At 69.9% G+C, this 16,480-nt stretch carries 17 protein-coding genes and 1 riboswitch; of the genes, 8 read left to right on the forward strand and 9 right to left on the reverse strand.

Translation table 11 applies throughout. The features are described 5' to 3' along the window. Window positions 1–88 precede the first annotated feature (88 nt). A complete protein-coding gene (locus AYO52_RS01985) occupies window positions 89–688 on the reverse strand; it encodes a TetR/AcrR family transcriptional regulator (protein ID WP_067712504.1) in 600 nt (199 codons plus the stop codon). A gap of 256 nt (window positions 689–944) precedes the next feature. On the opposite strand from AYO52_RS01985, the gene AYO52_RS01990 reads away from it, so the two are divergent. From AYO52_RS01990 to AYO52_RS02005, 4 genes are all read left to right on the forward strand, one after another. Continuing rightward, window positions 945–2,045 (forward strand): flavin reductase family protein, encoded by a 1,101-nt coding sequence (locus AYO52_RS01990; RefSeq protein ID WP_067712507.1) that lies wholly within the window; start codon window positions 945–947, stop codon window positions 2,043–2,045. A 44-nt stretch (window positions 2,046–2,089) separates the two neighbouring features. Continuing rightward, complete coding sequence (locus AYO52_RS01995; protein WP_067712509.1) at window positions 2,090–3,373, forward strand: acyl-CoA desaturase; 1,284 nt, start codon at window positions 2,090–2,092, stop codon at window positions 3,371–3,373. 45 nt (window positions 3,374–3,418) lie between these two features. Further along, on the forward strand, window positions 3,419–3,670 hold the full coding sequence (locus tag AYO52_RS02000; RefSeq protein WP_061228080.1) for a hypothetical protein: 252 nt from the start codon (window positions 3,419–3,421) through the stop codon (window positions 3,668–3,670). Between the two features lie 187 nt (window positions 3,671–3,857). Next, entirely contained in the window at window positions 3,858–4,916 is a 1,059-nt protein-coding gene (locus AYO52_RS02005) for an RNase H family protein (RefSeq protein WP_371517138.1), read from the forward strand. A gap of 325 nt (window positions 4,917–5,241) precedes the next feature. Here AYO52_RS02005 and trpS read toward each other — a convergent pair whose 3' ends face one another. From trpS to AYO52_RS02035, 6 genes are all read right to left on the reverse strand, one after another. Next, window positions 5,242–6,321, reverse strand: a complete 1,080-nt coding sequence (trpS, locus tag AYO52_RS02010; RefSeq protein WP_235027885.1) for a tryptophan--tRNA ligase — start codon at window positions 6,319–6,321, stop codon at window positions 5,242–5,244. 67 nt (window positions 6,322–6,388) lie between these two features. Further along, window positions 6,389–6,862, reverse strand: a complete 474-nt coding sequence (locus AYO52_RS02015) for a PPOX class F420-dependent oxidoreductase (RefSeq protein WP_067712723.1) — start codon at window positions 6,860–6,862, stop codon at window positions 6,389–6,391. 111 nt (window positions 6,863–6,973) lie between these two features. After that, window positions 6,974–7,819: an exodeoxyribonuclease III gene (locus AYO52_RS02020; RefSeq protein WP_067712513.1), complete on the reverse strand. Its 846-nt coding sequence runs from the start codon at window positions 7,817–7,819 to the stop codon at window positions 6,974–6,976. A gap of 40 nt (window positions 7,820–7,859) precedes the next feature. Beyond that, the gene (locus tag AYO52_RS02025) at window positions 7,860–9,080 is read right to left on the reverse strand and encodes an MFS transporter (RefSeq protein WP_067712515.1); all 1,221 of its coding nucleotides are present in this window, start codon (window positions 9,078–9,080) and stop codon (window positions 7,860–7,862) included. Between the two features lie 50 nt (window positions 9,081–9,130). Continuing rightward, on the reverse strand, window positions 9,131–10,003 hold the full coding sequence (locus tag AYO52_RS02030) for a bile acid:sodium symporter family protein (protein ID WP_067712517.1): 873 nt from the start codon (window positions 10,001–10,003) through the stop codon (window positions 9,131–9,133). 140 nt (window positions 10,004–10,143) lie between these two features. After that, complete coding sequence (locus AYO52_RS02035) at window positions 10,144–11,367, reverse strand: NADP-dependent isocitrate dehydrogenase (RefSeq protein ID WP_067712520.1); 1,224 nt, start codon at window positions 11,365–11,367, stop codon at window positions 10,144–10,146. 129 nt (window positions 11,368–11,496) lie between these two features. Beyond that, a riboswitch (SAM riboswitch) is annotated at window positions 11,497–11,612 on the forward strand. Window positions 11,613–11,664: 52 nt separating this feature from the next. On the opposite strand from AYO52_RS02035, the gene AYO52_RS02040 reads away from it, so the two are divergent. From AYO52_RS02040 to AYO52_RS02050, 3 genes are read left to right on the forward strand one after another with little or no spacing between them, the layout of a single operon-like run. Continuing rightward, window positions 11,665–12,999: an O-acetylhomoserine aminocarboxypropyltransferase/cysteine synthase family protein gene (locus tag AYO52_RS02040; protein WP_067712522.1), complete on the forward strand. Its 1,335-nt coding sequence runs from the start codon at window positions 11,665–11,667 to the stop codon at window positions 12,997–12,999. Between the two features lie 12 nt (window positions 13,000–13,011). Beyond that, entirely contained in the window at window positions 13,012–14,181 is a 1,170-nt protein-coding gene (locus AYO52_RS02045; RefSeq protein WP_067712524.1) for a homoserine O-acetyltransferase, read from the forward strand. Next, window positions 14,178–14,615 carry a hypothetical protein gene (locus AYO52_RS02050; protein ID WP_067712526.1) on the forward strand — a complete coding sequence of 146 codons (438 nt, stop codon included), beginning with the start codon at window positions 14,178–14,180 and terminating at the stop codon, window positions 14,613–14,615. Before AYO52_RS02045 ends, AYO52_RS02050 begins: the two co-directional genes overlap by 4 nt. A 47-nt stretch (window positions 14,616–14,662) precedes the next feature. Here the strand turns inward: AYO52_RS02050 and AYO52_RS02055 are convergent, their stop codons facing one another. Both AYO52_RS02055 and AYO52_RS02060 read right to left on the reverse strand, forming a co-directional pair. Then, window positions 14,663–15,055: a DUF3017 domain-containing protein gene (locus AYO52_RS02055; protein ID WP_082923698.1), complete on the reverse strand. Its 393-nt coding sequence runs from the start codon at window positions 15,053–15,055 to the stop codon at window positions 14,663–14,665. Between the two features lie 7 nt (window positions 15,056–15,062). Then, window positions 15,063–15,920 carry a bifunctional methylenetetrahydrofolate dehydrogenase/methenyltetrahydrofolate cyclohydrolase gene (locus tag AYO52_RS02060; RefSeq protein ID WP_067712529.1) on the reverse strand — a complete coding sequence of 286 codons (858 nt, stop codon included), beginning with the start codon at window positions 15,918–15,920 and terminating at the stop codon, window positions 15,063–15,065. A 59-nt stretch (window positions 15,921–15,979) separates the two neighbouring features. Here AYO52_RS02060 and AYO52_RS02065 point away from each other — a divergent pair, with 59 nt between their 5' ends. Continuing rightward, window positions 15,980–16,471 carry a tRNA (cytidine(34)-2'-O)-methyltransferase gene (locus tag AYO52_RS02065; protein ID WP_067712531.1) on the forward strand — a complete coding sequence of 164 codons (492 nt, stop codon included), beginning with the start codon at window positions 15,980–15,982 and terminating at the stop codon, window positions 16,469–16,471. Window positions 16,472–16,480: the final 9 nt, after the last annotated feature.

Consider the following 16,480-nt stretch of genomic DNA (forward strand, 5'->3'; position numbering starts at 1 on the left):
GAACTAACGGAGATGCCCACTAGCCCGGGGCCCGGCCCCACGTCCGTAGCGGCCGCCGCGTCGGCGCGTACGGCCGGGGAACGGCCGGTCAGGAGACGGCGCCGGCGCCGGCGAGAATGACCCGCAGACGCCCGGCGCACTCGTCGACCGTGGTGCGGGCGTCGGAATCGTCGGCCATCTCGACGAGGGCGCGGAGGAGGACGACGACGACGAGGTCGGCCGCGATGTCGATGGAGGTGTCGTCCGCTCCGGAGAGCGTCTCGAGCCGACCCAGGGTGATCCCCAGCCGGCGGCGGGCGGAATCGACGGCGGCCGCGAGGATCCGGTGGTCTGGATGCGCGGTGTCGACCAGGCCGCGGGCGAGCATGGCCCAGGTCTGCGGATCCCGGGTGGCGGCGGCGGAGGCCAGGCGGGGCCAGTCGGTCGCGGGGTCGTCGGTCGCGGTGGAGATCAGCTCGTCGATGAACGACCCGAGGGCGTCGGCCGCGCCGGACGCGAGTTCCGATGCGAGGTCGTCGACGGACTCGAAGTGCCGGTAGAAGGCGGTGGGGACGATGCCGACCTCGCGCGCGAGTTCGCGGACGACGAGCCCGGTGAAGCCGCGCGTGGCCACCCCGTTCCGGCCCGCCTCGACGATGAGTGCACGGGTGTGCCGCTTCTGTTCCGCACGTGTCCTGGGCGTCGTCACATTCGCCATCCTATCGACAGCCTGGACTGACGCGTCAGAAACCACCCGTCCGCGGAGTGTGGGCCGGGCCACAAATCGACCCTCTTCCCATTTCGGAGAACGGCTGTACACTCAAAAACGTCCGGTGGTCGAACCGGACGGATGCGCACCCCGACCGCGACGGCACCGACCCGGTGCGAGGCGCGACGACCGCCGGGGAGCGACCGCATCCGACGGCGTCCGACCACACCGACCCATATCCTCGACGGAGGTCCACATGACCGCCCCGCCCATCCGCAGGCTCTTCTCCCGCAGGGTCACGCGCACCCTACTCACTCCCCATCCGGTCGAACACTACGTCCGCTCCCTGGGCGTGGACTGGTCCGACGACCCCACCGGGGCGACCGTCGTGACAGTCGACCGGCCGGTCCCCGACGTCACGGTCCTCACCCTGCGGTTGCCCGCCGGGGTCGACCGCCCCGCCCCCGGCGCCGCGCTCGAGATCGGGGTCGTGGTGGACGGCGTCGTCCACCGCCGCCACTACTCCCCCGTCGATCCGGCGTCCCGCCGCGACGGGTTGGCGACCATCGCCGTTCGCAGGCACCCGGACGGCGTGGTCTCGAACCATCTCTGGGACGAGGCCGCGCCCGGGATGCGACTTCTCCTGGGTAGCCCGGTCGGCGAGATGGCGTTGCCCGAGGCCCGCCCCGCCGATGTGCTGCTGGTCAGTGGCGGCAGCGGCATCACCCCGATGCTGGCGATCGCCTCGACGCTCGCCTCAGACGGCCACTGTGCCGACGGGGCGCCGGGCCGCGTGGCGTGGCTGCACTACGCCCGCCGCGTGGAGGACGTGCCCTTCCGGGACCAGCTCCGTGAGCTGGCCCGGTCCGGGGTGACGGTCACGGTGGTCCCCACCGCCGAGGGGACGACCCCCAGCGGCCTGTCCGGCCACCTCTCCGCCGACCATCTCGAGGAGACAGCCCCCTGGCACGATGACGCCGCGGTGTTCCTCTGCGGCCCCGAACCGCTGGCCCGGGGCCTCGAGGAGGTCCTCGGTGCCGAGCGGTTCTCCGGCGTCCTGCGTGAGCGTTTCACCTCCGCGACCGGGCCGGTGCCCGACGGGGACGGCGGCACCGTGACCCACCTGCGCAGCGGCATCACCGCCCGGAACGAGGGAACCACCCTGCTCGAGGGCGCCGAGGCCGCCGGCCTGCGCCCCCAGCACGGGTGCCGGATGGGCATCTGCCACACCTGCACGGCCGTGCGCGTCTCCGGAACCACCCGCGATCTGCGCACCGGCGAGGTCGACTCCACGCCCGACTGCCACGTCCAGATCTGCGTCAACGCGCCCGTCGGCGACGTCGAGATCGAGCTCTAGACCTGCATCCCCACCCGCCCGGAACGACCCGGAAGGACCCCATTATGACACTCCTGCAACTGCCCGGCCTCCGCCCGAAGAAGTCCACCACGCCGAAGGCACCCAAGGCTGCGAAGCCGCCGAAGGTCGCCGGCAAGACCTCCGACAAGGCGGCCGGCAAGGCCGCCGACGCGAAGACCGCGAAGACCGCGAAGACCGCGAAGACCCCCGGCCCCGAGCCGATCGTGCTGTCGGCCGAGTCGGTGGAGATCATCGGCCTCGAACTCGATGCCATCCGCGACCGCGTGAGGGCCGACCTCGGCACCGCCGACCGCGACTACATCCTGCGGGTGGTGCGCACCCAGCGCCGCCTGGAGTTGGCCGGCCGCGGCCTGATGTTCCTCGGCTTCCTGCCGCCCGCGTGGCTGGCCGGAGTCGCGGCGCTGAGCGCGTCCAAGATCCTCGACAACATGGAGATCGGCCACAACGTCATGCACGGCCAATACGACTGGATGCGCGACGACATGCTCCACTCGTCCAGCTTCGAGTGGGACAACGTGTGCCCCTCCGACCAGTGGCGACACTCGCACAACTACATGCACCACACGTACACCAACATCCTCGACCTGGACCGGGACATCGGCTACGGCATCCTGCGTATGGAGTACGAGCAGAAGTGGAACCCGATCCGCCTGGGCAACCCGGTGTACGCGTTCGCCCTGATGATGCTGTTCGAGTGGGGCGTGATGCTGCACGACCTCGAGTACGACAACGTGCTCAAGGGCAAGCGCAAGTGGACCGACGTCAAGGGGCTCGTGGCCGGCTGGTGGCGCAAGGTCCGCGGGCAGGTGGCCAAGGACTACATCGTGCACCCGGCGCTGACCGGCCCGCTGTTCCCGCTGACCTTCGCCGGCAATCTCACCGCCAATCTGGTCCGCAACGTGTGGGCGTTCTCGGTGATCTTCTGCGGTCACTTCCCCTCCGGTGCGCAGGTTTTCACGCAGGAGGAGACGGCCGAGGAGACCCGCGGCGAGTGGTATGTGCGCCAGATGCTGGGCTCGGCCAACATCTCCGGCAGCCCGCTGATGCACCTGGCCACCGGCAACCTGTCCCATCAGATCGAGCACCACCTGTTCCCGGACCTGCCCGCGCACCGGTACCCGGAGATCGCGGTCGAGGTGCGCCGGATCTGTGAGGAGCACGGGCTGCCGTACAACACCGGGCCGCTGTGGAAGCAGGTGGCGAACGTGTGGGCCAAGATGTTCCGCCTCGCGCTCCCACTGCCGCCCACCCCGGCCGACTCGCCCGCCGTGATCATCGAGCGCAGGAAGGCTCCCTCCGCCGCCTGAGTCGCGGGTACCGTCAAAGGTCACCATCGACGAGGGGAGCGGTCCGTGAGCGACTTCGAACGCAACAAGGACCAGGTCCAGGCGGGCGTCCAGGCGGGGGCGTCGCTGGTGGGTCGGATCGCGGTCATCGTCACCGACGCGGTCGGGTCGATCGCCAAGGAGATCGGCGACTTCGTCACCGAGGGCATCGAAATGCGTGAGGCCGCCCGAATCTCCCGCCGCGAGGAGCGGCAGCGCACCGCGGACGAGCCGCTGATCAACCTCGACGGCATCGAGGACGGCGACCTGCAGGGCTGACACGCGCGACGGGGCTCGGTGGCCCGCGGTCGCCGGGACGCCGAGACGCCGCCCAACTCCACCGCCAGGCAATCCACCTATCGAATTGCGATCCACCTAGGGAATTCCGTAGGTGGATCGTGATTAGATCGGTGGATCTTGGATTGAGGCTCAGCCCGTCCGCGGCTCAGCCTCGGGGAGCCGGTGAATGGTCGCGTCCGCAACGGTGGCAGGATCGTCGACCGTGACGATCATCGCCGCAGCGGACGGCTCCGCTCTCGGAAACCCCGGCCCTGCGGGCTGGGCCTGGTACATCGACGATTCCCGGTGGCGCTGCGGCGGTTGGAAACGTGGCACCAACAATCAGGGGGAGCTCGCCGCTGTCCTGGACCTGCTGCGCCAGACGGCGCACTCCGATGAGCCGCTGCACGTGCTGTGCGATTCGCAGTACGTCATCAACTCCATCACCAAGTGGATGGCGGGCTGGAAGCGCAAGGGCTGGAAGAAGTCCGACGGCAAGCCCGTGCTCAACGTCGAGGTGATGAAGGCCCTCGACGATGCCATGCAGGGCCGCAAGGTCACGTTCGAGTGGGTCAAGGGCCACGCCGGCCACGAGCTCAACGAGAAGGCTGACGTCCTGGCCAACGGCGCCGCCAAGGCGCATGCCGCCAGAGAGGAGCCGGAGGCCGGCCCGGGTTATCCGGGCGCGCAGGCCGTCGGCGCCGGCGACGACCCGGCCGCTCCCCCAGCGGCGGGTGACACCGTTCGGCGGTCGGAGTCCGCGTCGATGCCGGCGTCCGCCCCGGCAGGCGGGGGCAAGGCGAGGGAAACGACGACGAAGGCGACGACGACGAGGGCATCCTCCGCCGCCGAGCCCGATCTGTTCTCCCTGGCCGACGACGCCGACGAGGCGCCGGACCGGACGGACCTGGACCTGGTCGTGGATCTCGAGCGGTCGCTGCTCACGGAGGCGGTCCGGGGTGACCGCGACCGGCTGGAGGAGTTGCTGGATCCCTCGTGGAGCCACGTGTGCGCCCGGGGCGAGGTGTGGTCCCGCGCGGACAGGCTCGCCGCCGCCGGATCATCCGGTCGGTCGACGGCTGAACGCACGATGGATCTCATCGAGGCCCGCCGGGTCGGGGCGGAGTCGATCCTGCTCGTGTGGCGGGAGCGGTCGGGCGACGGTTCCACGCTGCGCAGTTCGGTCTGGGTCCACTCCGGCGGGTCGTGGCGTCAGACGTTCCAGCAGGGGACGCCGGAGGCCTGAGCCCCGTCCCGCACGAGAAGGTGCCCCTCACCGCGTCCGGTGAGGGGCACCATTCCCCGGCGCCGGCGGGCGCCTACAGGCCACCGAGAAGCAGGTGGAGGAGATCGCCGACGATTCCGATGAGACCGGCAACTAGACCCATTGTGTGACTCCTTGTCAGGTGGCGGGATACGACTGCTCGTCGGAGCTTCGGCTCCGATGAGCTGGGCCCGACTCTAAGGACGTAGTGTGACGTCGACGTTTCAGTCGACGATCAACGTCGTGAACTCGACCGCCGCTAGAGTTACTACACCTGACTAGTAGTATTTGGGCCTATCATTACTGGTCAGCCACGGCGGGGCGCGGTGAAGCCGACTGCCTGGTACACCTTCGAGAGGACCGGGCTGGCCACCGCGCGGGCACGGTCCGCGCCGTCGGCGAGGATCCGTTCGAGCTCGGCACGGTCGGACATGTACTCGTCGAACCGGCCCCGCAGTGGGGTCACGAACGCCTCGAGCGCGTCGGCGGTGTCGGTCTTCAGGGCCCCGTAGCCGGCGCCGGCACTCTGGTAATCGGCCACGATGTCGGCGATCGGTCGCCCGGAGAACGCCGACTGGATCGCCAACAGGTTGGACACCCCCGGCTTCATCTCACGGTCGTAGCGGATGGTGCCGTCGGAGTCGGTGACCGCGCTGCGGATGCGCTTGGCGGAGACCTTGGGGTCGTCGAGCAGGTTGACGATGCCCTTCGGGTTCTCACCGGACTTGCTCATCTTGGCGGTGGGATCCTGGAGGTCGTAGATCTTGGCGGACCCCTCGAGGATCTTCCCTTCCGGCACCACGAAGGTCTTCTTGTAGCGGGAGTTGAACCGCATCGCCAGGTCGCGGGTCAACTCGAGGTGCTGACGCTGATCCTCCCCCACCGGCACCAGGTGCGGGCGGTAGAGCAGGATGTCGGCGGCCATGAGCACCGGGTAGGTGAACAGACCCACCGTGGTGCCGTCGGTGCCCTGTTTGGCGGCCTTGTCCTTGAACTGCGTCATCCGGGCGGCCTCGCCATACCCGGTGATGCACCCCAGCACCCAGGCCAGCTCGGCGTGTTCGGGGACGTGCGACTGCACGAACAGCACCGACCGGGCGGGGTCCACCCCCAGCGCGAGCAGCTGCGCACAGCCGCGGAAGACCCGCTCGCGCAGCTCCTTGGGGTCCTGCTTGACGGTGATCGCGTGCAGATCGGGGATGAAGTAGTACGCGTCGTAGTCGTCCTGCAGTTCGACCCACTGCCGCACCGCGCCCAGGTAGTTGCCGAGGTGGTACGAGTCGGCGGTCGGCTGAATGCCGGACAGGACGCGCTGGCGCTTCGCGGGCGCCTGCGACCCGGTCGGCTCTGCGGGCGTGGGAGCTGCGGAGGAGGACTGCTCAGACATGGCGTTCATCTTCCCACGTCCCCGACAACCCACCGCCCACGCCCTCGCGCGGGCGGTGGCCGCACTGTCAGCGGTCGGCGGGCGGCGCCATCTCCGGCGGGAAGCCGCCCGTGGCTATCGGGCCCCAGTCATCGATGGCCACCCGGATGAGGCACTTGCCCTGCCGCACCATCGCCGCCCGGTACTCGTCCCAGTCGTCGTGCTCCCCGGCGATGCTGCGAAAGTACTCCACCAGCGGCTCCACCGCCTCGGGCAGGTCGACGATCTCCGCGGTGCCGTCGAGGTGGACGTACGGGCCGTTGAAGTCGTCGGACAGTACGCACACGCTCACGGCCGGGTCGCGGCGGATGTTGGTCACCTTCGCCCGCTGCGGATAGGTGGCCACGACGAGCCTGCCCTCGGAGTCGACACCGCAGGTCACCGGCGAGGTCTGCAGCCCGCCGGACGACCGACGGGTGATGAGGACGGCGCGGTGTCGGGGGCGGACGAAATCGTCGAGGCCGGCTCGATCGGGACGTTCGGCGGTCGCATACTTCGGCATGGTGCCGAGGTTACGGACCCGTCCCCCGCGTGACATCCGCGACCGCGGGCCCGATCTCAGAAGTCGCCTTCGTCGTCGTCACCACTCGTCTCGGACCTACTCGTCTCGGACCTACTCGTAGACGACGGTGACCGGCGCATGGTCGGACCACCGCATGTCGTACGCGCTCGCCCGGTCCACTCGATCAGACACCGCCCGGTCGACCAGTCCGTCGGACACCACGTGGTAGTCGATCCGCCAGCCCGCGTCGTTGTCGAAGGCCTTACCGCGCTGGCTCCACCACGAGTACGGGCCGATCTGGTCGGGGCGGCGATACCGCACGATGTCGGTCCAGCCGCTGCCGTCGGCGAAGACGTCGGTCATCCACTCCCGCTCGTGCGGCAGGAAACCGGAGCTCTTGTGGTTGCCCTTGTGATTCTTCAGGTCGGCCTCACGGTGGGCGATATTCCAATCGCCACAGATGACCATCTCGTGACCCTCACGGGTCTTCAGATGCCCGGCCCGCTCGGCGAGGTACTCGCGGAAGGTCCCCAGGAAACGGTCCTTCTCGTCCTGCTTGGGGGTGTCGGCAGACCCCGAGGGCAGGTAGAGACTGGCGACGGTGACGGTCTCACCGTCGACAGCCCCGGGGTAGACGGCCTCGATGTACCGGCCGGACTCCTCGAACTCCTCGTCGCCGTACCCGACGCGCACGTCGGTCGGCTCGGCGCGGGACAGGATCGCCACACCGGCTCGACCCTTGAGCGAGGACGGAGCGCCCACCAGATGCCACCCGGCGTCGAGGGCGGGCGCGAGCGCCTTACGGGTCTGGTCCTCATCGGCGCGCACCTCCTGGAGGGCGACGACGTCCGCCCCGCTGCCCTCCAGCCAGGGCAGGAATCCGAGGTTGGTCTCCGACCGCTGCTTGACGGCGGCGCGGATCCCGTTGACGTTGACGGTGCTGACGGTGAGGCTCACGGCCCACAGGCTACCGATCGCCGGGAACGTGACGGTTCGGCTACCCCGTCGCCGTCCGCCGCGCCGCCCAGACCGCGCCCACCAGGATCGCGAGACCCGCCGCCGCCAGGGCCGCCCCGGCGAGCGCCGGGGACGTGTAGCCGAAGCCCAGCGCGATCACGGCCCCGCCGAGCCACGCGCCCAGCGCGTTGGCGGCGTTGAGGGCCGAGTGGTTGAGCGAGGCGGCGAGCGTCTGTCCCCTGCCCGCGTATGTCATCAGTCGGGACTGCAGCCCCGGCACCAACGCGGATCCGGTCGTGCCCACCAGGAACAGACCCACCAGCGCCGTGACGGGATGGTGCGCGGCGACGGCGAACAGCGCCAGCACCACGGTCATCACCGCGGCGATCGCGACCAGCCCGCGGTCGAGGTCCCGGTCCGCAACCACACCGCCGAGCAGGTTGCCGGCCACCATGCCGAGTCCGTAGACGGCGAGCACCGCGGGCATCCAGCCGGGATCGATCCCGGCGACGTCGACCATCGTCCACTGGATGTAGGTGTAGACGGCGAACATGCCGCCGAACCCGACGGACCCCACGGCGAGCGTCGCCAGGATCTGTGGCCTCGCCAACGCGGCGAGCTCCTCGCGCGCCCTGACGACCACCGTCCCCGTGGGTTCGGGGACGACGACGAAGATGGCCGCCACGGTCAGCGCGCCGATCACCCCGACCGCGAGGAAGGCGGACTGCCACCCGATCGTCTCCCCGAGCCAGGTCGCCGCCGGGACACCGATCACGTTCGCGACCGACAGTCCGAGCAGCACCTGGGACACCGCCCGCGCCTGCCGTCCGGGACCCGCGAGGGAGGCCGCCACCAGGGAGGCGACCCCGAAGTACGCCCCGTGCGGGATTCCGGCGACGAACCGGGCCGCCACCAGGATCTCGGCGGTCGGGGCGAAGGCCGCCGCGACGTTGCCCGCGGTGAACATCGCCATGAGGACGAGCAGCAGGGTGCGGCGCCGCCACCGTGAGGTCCACACGGTCAGCAGCGGGGCACCCACGACCACGCCGAGCGCGTAGGCGCTGATGACGTTGCCGGCCTGTGGTTCGGTGAGCCCGAAGCCCTCGGCGATCGACCGCAGCAGTCCCATCGCCGCGAACTCGGTGACGCCGATGCCGAACCCGCCCAGCGCGAGCGCGAGGATCGCCAGCGCCACACGGCGAGGGGTGGGTGCGGCGGGCTCGGTGTCCGGCGCCGGGGCGGCTGCGGGGCTCGTGGTCACCGACGAAGGCTACGCCCACCACCCCGGCCGGGCCTGCCACGTCAGCCCGATCAGGGGGCGGTGCGCATGAGGCGTCGGCCACCGTAGACCAGCGCGAACGCCGTGACGTACATGACGATGCTGTAGACGGCGGCCGCGAGCCCGACCTCCTCGTCACCGATCACGGTGAAGGCGATCAACAGCGTCAGGGTGGTGTTCTTGATGCCGAACTCCACGGCGATCGCGATCTGCTCCGCCCGCCTCAGCCTGCTCACCCATGCCAGGAGGCCGCCGAGAACGATCAGTGCGAGGTTGAGGACGATCACGGCGGGGCCGACGGTCACGACGAGGTCGACGATCCGGTCCCGTTCGCCGAGGACGATCCCCACGATGAGCAGGACCAGCACGACGAGGCCCACGATCCCGACGTAGCGCTCGATGCGGGAGGCGAGCGCGGGCCTCCTGGCACGGAGGATCATCCCGATCGCGACCGGGATGAGGATGACGCCCAGCAGGAGCCCGAAGGTCTGGCCGAGAGGGACGGTCACCTCCTCGTCCGCGGCTCCGGGGATGAGGCGCGCGCCGATGCCGAACCACATCGGCAGGGTGAGGATGACGGCGACGGAGGTGAGGGCGGTGAGGATGACCGAGAGGGCGACGTTGCCGCGGGAGAGATAAGTGATGAGGTTCGACGTCGCCCCGCCCGGCGTCGCGGCCACGAGCACCACCCCGAGCGCCAGCATCGGCGTGAGGCCGAAGAGCAGGGCCACACCGACACCGACCAGCGGAACCAGGACCAGTTGGCCGAACAGTCCGACGATCGTGGCCCTGGGCGATCTGGCCTGGACCGCGAAGTCCTCCCTGGTCAGACTCAACCCGATGCCGACCATGATGATGGCCAGGGCGATCGGCAGGCCGATATCGACCAAGGGGCTCTGATCCACGGACGTCTCCTGGGCTCACGACGGAACGGCTGGCCACGCCTGTGACGTGGACCACTGTCCGACTACGGTAACCGATCGGGCGCCGCCGCGACCCCACACCGGCGGGCGCGGGGTCGTCGCCGAACGGTGGGCGCGCGGGATCAGGCCTCTGCTCGGGTGCGCTTGAGATTCTCATCCAGCGCCGCGAGGAACTCCTCCGTCGTGAGGTGTTCCTGGCCATCGCCGACGAGCAGCGCGAGGTCCTTGGTCATCTGCCCCTCCTCGACGGTCTTGATGACCACGTCCTCGAGTTGGTGGGCGAACTCGATGACCTCCGGGGTGCCGTCGAGCTTGCCGCGGTGCTCGAGACCCCGGGTCCACGCGAAGATCGAGGCTATCGGGTTGGTGGAGGTCGCCTTGCCCTCCTGGTGCTGCCGGAAATGTCGCGTGACGGTGCCGTGGGCGGCCTCCGCCTCGCAGGTCTTCCCGTCCGGGGTGAGCAGCACGGAGGTCATGAGGCCGAGCGAGCCGAAGCCCTGGGCCACGGTGTCGGACTGCACGTCGCCGTCGTAGTTCTTACAGGCCCACACGTACCCGCCCTCCCACTTGAGCGCGGAGGCCACCATGTCGTCGATGAGCCGGTGCTCGTAGGTCAGGCCGGCCTTGTCGAACTCGGCCTTGAACTCGCGCTCGAACACGTCCTGGAAGATGTCCTTGAAGGCGCCGTCGTAGGCCTTGAGGATCGTGTTCTTGGTGGACAGGTACACCGGGTACTCGTGCTGCAGCCCGTAGTTGAAGGAGGCGCGCGCGAAGTCCTCGATGGACGTGGTGAAGTTGTACATGCCCATCACCACGCCGCCGTCTTCCGGGAACGTCACCATCTCGTGTTCGATCGGCTCCGAGCCGTCGTCCGGCGTGAAGGTGATGGTGACCGTGCCGGCTCCGGGAACCGTGAAGTCGGTGGCCCGGTACTGATCGCCGAAGGCGTGGCGGCCGACGATGATCGGCTTGGTCCAGCCCGGAACCAGGCGCGGCACGTTGGAGATAATGATCGGGGCGCGGAAGATCGTCCCGCCGAGGATGTTGCGGATCGTGCCGTTGGGCGAGCGGTACATCCGCTTGAGGCCGAACTCCTCCACCCGCGCCTCGTCCGGGGTGATGGTCGCGCACTTGACGCCGACGCCGTGCTTCTTGATGGCGTTGGCGGCGTCGACGGTGATCTGGTCGTCCGTGGCGTCCCGACTCTCGATGCCCAGGTCGTAGTACTCGAGGTCCACGTCGAGGTAGGGGTGGATCAGCTCGTCCTTGATGAACTTCCAGATGATGCGGGTCATCTCGTCGCCGTCGAGCTCGACGACCGTCCCCTCGACCTTGATCTTGGACATCGGGCCCTCTTTCTCCGGTACCGATCGTGACGTGGGCCTCATCTTACCGGCGTGGCCTGCTCAGAGGCGGCCTGTCCAGCCGTTTCCGCTCGTTGCAGGCGAGCGGCGGCTTAGGCTAGCCTGTCCCCAGGTCATGAGTCCCAGCATCGAGCCCCGGCTTGCTGGGCGGCAACCCTCCACCGCGGTGGGGTGCCCCGGGAGACGACCTGGCCCTCACCCGTTCGGGTGGCAGGCAAGCGCGGGTCCGCTGTCGTCAAGCGGTCGGACCCTTCTGACGAGAGGAGGGGCTCCGCCCCTATGACCTACGACAACACCAACCCCGACTGGGCCTTCGAGACCCGCCAGGTCCACGCCGGTCAGCCCGTGGACTCCGACACCGGGGCACGCAACCTGCCGATCTACCAGACCACCTCGTTCGTCTTCGCCGACGCCAAGCAGGCCGCCGACCGGTTCGCCCTCGCCGAGATGGGTCCCATCTACACCCGGATCACCAACCCGACGGTCGCCGCGGCCGAGGACCGGATCGCCTCCCTCGAGGGTGGCGTCGCCGGGCTGCTGTTCGCCTCCGGCCAGGCGGCCGAGACCGCCGCCATCCAGGCGATCGCCCAGTCGGGCGGGCACGTGGTGGCCTCCCCCCGCCTCTACGGCGGCACCGACACGCTGCTCCGGCACACGCTGCCCAAGTACGGCATCGAGACCACGTTCGTGGAGAACCCGGACGACCCCGCCTCCTGGCAGGCGGCGGTCCGGCCCAACACCAAGCTGTTCTACGGCGAGTCCATCTCCAACCCGCTCAACGACATCCTGGACATCCCGGCCATCGCCGAGGTCGCGCACCGCAACCAGGTGCCGCTCGTTATCGACAACACCGTGGCCACCCCGTACCTCATCCGCCCGCTCGAGCTGGGTGCGGACGTCGTGGTCTCCTCCGCCACCAAGTACCTCGGCGGCCACGGGTCCTCGCTCGGCGGCGTCCTGGTCGACGGCGGCAAGTTCGACTGGCGCGTCCAGCGCGACGGTCAGGACGTCTTCCCGTCCTTCACGACGCCCGACCCGGCCTACCACGGCCTGGTCTACGCCGACCTCGGTGCACCCGCCCTCGCGCTCAAGGCCCGCGTCACGCTCCTGCGCGACACCGGCGCCGCGGCCTCGCCGTTCAACGCGTGGACCCTGGTCCAGGGCATCGACACCCTCAGCCTCCGGGTCGAGCGGCACGTGTCCAACGCGCAGCGGATCGCCGAGTGGCTCGAGGCTCGCCAGGACGTGTCCAAGGTGCAGTACGCGGGCCTGGCCTCGTCACCGTACAAGGAGCTGCAGAAGAAGCTGTCGCCCAAGGGTGCCGGCGCGATCGTCACCTTCGACCTCGCGGTCCCGGAGGGCGCGTCCGACGAGGACGTCAAGGCGCAGTCGTGGAAGTTCATCGACGCGCTCAAGCTGCACTCCTGCCTGGTCAACATCGGCGACGTCCGCTCGCTGGTCTCCCACCCCGCCACCACCACCCACTCCCAGGGCACCGCAGAGGGCAACGCGATCGCCGGGGTCACCCTGGCGACCGTCCGCCTGTCGGTGGGCATCGAGGCCGTCGAGGACATCCTCGCCGACCTCGTGCTCGGTTTCGCCGCGCTCGACTGAGGGACCGTCCGCATGATCCGGTCCTCCGATCCACTCGCGCTGCTGCCCCCGGGCGACGGCACCCTCGGCCACCTCGCCATCGGCGATCTGACCCTGGTCACGGGTGTCGTCATCCCGGGGGTGACGCTCGCCGTGCAGCGGTGGGGCAGGATCGCGGACGACCTGTCCAACATCGTCCTGGTCGAGCACGCGCTCACCGGGGACTCCCACCTCGTGGGTTCGGTCGACTCCCTGCACCCCACCCCAGGGTGGTGGAACGGGCTCGTCGGGCCCGGGTTGCCGCTGGACACCGACCGCTACTGCGTCCTGTCCGTCAACGTGCTGGGCGGCTGCCGCGGCTCGACGGGCCCGAGCTCGCTCCACCCCGACGGTCACTACTGGGGTGCCCGGTTCCCGGCCGTCTCCGTACGCGACATGGTCGAGGCGGAGCGGGTGATGGCCGACCTGCTGGGCGTCGAACGGTGGGCCGCCGTGATCGGCGGGTCCATGGGCGGCGCCCGGACCCTGGAGTGGATGGTCTCCTACCCTGACCGCGTGCGCGCGGCGTGCGTGCTGGCCGTCGGCGCCCGCGCCTCCGCGGACCAGATCGGGGTGCAGACCGCGCAGATCATGGCCGTCACCTCCGACCCGCACTGGCAGCAGGGCGGCTATCACGGCACCGGCCGCACCCCGGTCACCGGGCTGGGCATCGCCCGGCGCATCGCTCACCTGTCCTACCGGGGCGAGCAGGAACTGGACGAGCGGTTCTCCAACCGCCCGCAGCCCGGGGAGGATCCCCGCGGTGAGGACCTGTCGATGTCCGGAAGGTTCGCCGTCCAGTCCTACCTCGACCATCAGGCCGGCAAGCTCGTCTCACGGTTCGACGCCTGCTCGTACGTCCTGCTCACCGACGCCCTGAACCGGCACGACGTGGGCCTGGGCCGCGGTGGCGTCGAGGAAGCGCTGCGGTCGTGCCCGGTCCCGTGCGTGATCGGCGGGGTCACCACCGACCGGCTCTACCCCCTACGGCAGCAGCGAGAGTTGGCGGCGCTGCTCCCGGCTGCCGACCCACTCGTGGTGATCGACAGCCCGGCCGGCCACGACGGGTTCCTCACCGAATCCGACGTGGTGGGACCGATGCTTCAGCGGACCCTGGAACTCGCCGAGCAGGGATCCACGGACCGGACACGAGGACACGTATGACCGAATTCGATCGCACCCCCCGGCCTGCCGCCCTCGGACTTGCGGGTCTCGCCGTGGGATTCGGGGCCATCGGGGTGGCCGTCGGGTTCGCCACCCTCCTGGGTATCACCGCAACCGCCAGCGGCGGCAACGACATCACCCGGTACCGGCCGATGGCTGTGACCGCCGTGTCCTCATCTGCCCTGGGCATACTGCTGATCGTCGGCGGCGTGCTCCTGTGGCGGGCCCACCGTTGGTCCCGGGTGGTCCTCGGGGCGGCGGTGGCGCTCCTGGCTGCGAACTCACTGGCACGAGTCGTGCTGGACAGCCTCACGTTCATCTCCGTGGTGGGAAGCATCTTCTCCCTGCTGGTCCTGGTGACGATGGGCTATCTGCTCGCGTCGGACAGCATTCGGGAGCACGTCCGCGAGGGCGTTCCTCTGGGGCTTCGCTGACCCAGCGGGGCCCCGCGCGACGAGCCCGATCGAGCGCGGATTCGCCCTCAGCCAGTCCCGAGGGCGTCGATCGAGATCGACAGCCACAGCACGACCACGCCGATCGCCGAGTAGAACGCCACGTCGAAGCCCTTCCCACGGACCCCGAGCAAGCGGGCGCGGTGCTCCGGGACCACGCCGCGCAGGACCGCCGCGGCCAGCGCCACAAGCCCCAGCAGGAAGGCCCCGCGGCGCCACCGCTCGAACATCACGAACCCCAGCGCCACCGCGAGCCCGACCACGACCAGGGCGAGTGGCCACTGGGCCCGGAGCTGCGACCACCTCAGGCGCGCCGGGCGGGCCCGGCGCGGACGGGCGTCGGTCGCTTGGGTGTCGGTGGCCTCGTTGCCGGCGGGCTGGCTACCGGAGGGCCGGGACCAGCCGGGGGCGGGATGGGTCACGGGCGTCTCAGGCGTCGGCGGCGAGCCGCTCGCAGCGCTCGACCACGTTGGTCAGAAGAAACGCTCTGGTCAGCGGGCCGACTCCGCCCGGGTTCGGCGACACGGCACCCGCCACGTCCCACACGTCGGGGTGGACGTCGCCGGCGAGTTTGCCGTCGAGCCGGGACACGCCCACGTCAAGGATCGCCGAACCGGGCTTGACCATGTCGGCGGTGAGCATGTGCGCCACGCCGGCGGCGGCCACGATCACGTCGGCGCGCCGGGTCTCGGCGGCCAGGTCGCGGGTGCCGGTGTGGCACAGGGTGACGGTGGCGTTCTCGCTGCGCCGGGTGAGCATGAGCCCGATCGGCCGACCGACGGTGACGCCGCGGCCGATCACCACGACGTGCGCACCGTTCAACTCGACCCCGAACCGGCGGAGCAGGGCGATGCACCCGTTGGGGGTACACGGCAGCGGCGCCGGCTCGCCCAGGACCAGCCGGCCGAGGTTGACCGGGTGGAGTCCGTCCGCGTCCTTGGCCGGGTCGATCCGCTCGAGGACCGCGTTCTCGTCCAGGTGCTCGGGAAGCGGCAGCTGCACGATGTAGCCGGTGCACGCGGGGTCGGCATTGAGTTCGTCGATCACGGCCTCGAGTTCCGCCTGCGTGGTCTCTACGGGCAGATCACGCCGGATGGAGGAGATGCCCACCTGTTCGCAGTCGCGGTGCTTCATCTTGACGTAGGAGCGGCTGCCCGGGTCGTCGCCGACGAGGACGGTACCCAGTCCTGGGGTGACACCCTTGTCCCGCAGCGCAGCAACGCGGGTGGTGAGGTCGGCGACGATCTCGTCGCGGGTGAGCTTGCCGTCCAGCTTGATCGCGGTCACGGGTGCCAGTATCCCACTCGGCGTCGCCGCGGCCGCAGCGCACTGCGAGAATGTCCGCTATGACCGGAGCGGGCGTACGCGTGTTGTTCGACCGGCCCCGCATCCCGCCCAACACCGGAAACGCGATCCGGATGGCGGCGGGCGCGGGCTGTGAACTGCATCTGGCCGGCCCCCTGGGCTTCGACCTGTCCGAGCCGCAACTGCGCCGAGCGGGTCTCGACTACCACGACCTCGCCCACGTGGAGGTCCACGAGGACCTGGAGGCCGCATATGCGCGACTCCTCCCCGCCCGGGTGTGGGCGTTCACCGCTCATGCCGAACTCTCGCTGTCCGAGGTGCGGTTCACGCCCGGTGACGTGGTGCTCTTCGGTCCCGAGCCCACCGGCTTGGCCGACGACGTCCTGGCCGACGCGCGGGTGACGGCGAGGGTGCGCATCCCCATGCTGGCGGGCCGGCGCTCGATGAATCTCTCCAACGCGGCCGCGGTGGTGGTCTACGAGGCGTGGCGGCAACAGGATTACGTCGACAGTGTGGTATTTCCGGCGCCATGATTTAAGATT

The sequence above is a fragment of the Dietzia sp. 111N12-1 genome (genome assembly GCF_001658045.1).
Lineage (GTDB): Bacteria > Actinomycetota > Actinomycetes > Mycobacteriales > Mycobacteriaceae > Dietzia > Dietzia kunjamensis.

Coding starts and splice junctions, on each gene's coding strand:
- AYO52_RS01990 (WP_067712507.1), top strand. CDS start 945: ATGACCGCCCCGCCCATCCGCAGGCTCTTCTCCCGCAGGGTCACGCGC.
- AYO52_RS01995 (WP_067712509.1), top strand. CDS start 2,090: ATGACACTCCTGCAACTGCCCGGCCTCCGCCCGAAGAAGTCCACCACG.
- AYO52_RS02005 (WP_371517138.1), top strand. CDS start 3,858: ATGGTCGCGTCCGCAACGGTGGCAGGATCGTCGACCGTGACGATCATC.
- trpS (WP_235027885.1), bottom strand. CDS start 6,321: ATGTCTGAGCAGTCCTCCTCCGCAGCTCCCACGCCCGCAGAGCCGACC.
- AYO52_RS02015 (WP_067712723.1), bottom strand. CDS start 6,862: ATGCCGAAGTATGCGACCGCCGAACGTCCCGATCGAGCCGGCCTCGAC.
- AYO52_RS02035 (WP_067712520.1), bottom strand. CDS start 11,367: ATGTCCAAGATCAAGGTCGAGGGGACGGTCGTCGAGCTCGACGGCGAC.
- AYO52_RS02040 (WP_067712522.1), top strand. CDS start 11,665: ATGACCTACGACAACACCAACCCCGACTGGGCCTTCGAGACCCGCCAG.
- AYO52_RS02045 (WP_067712524.1), top strand. CDS start 13,012: ATGATCCGGTCCTCCGATCCACTCGCGCTGCTGCCCCCGGGCGACGGC.
- AYO52_RS02050 (WP_067712526.1), top strand. CDS start 14,178: ATGACCGAATTCGATCGCACCCCCCGGCCTGCCGCCCTCGGACTTGCG.
- AYO52_RS02065 (WP_067712531.1), top strand. CDS start 15,980: ATGACCGGAGCGGGCGTACGCGTGTTGTTCGACCGGCCCCGCATCCCG.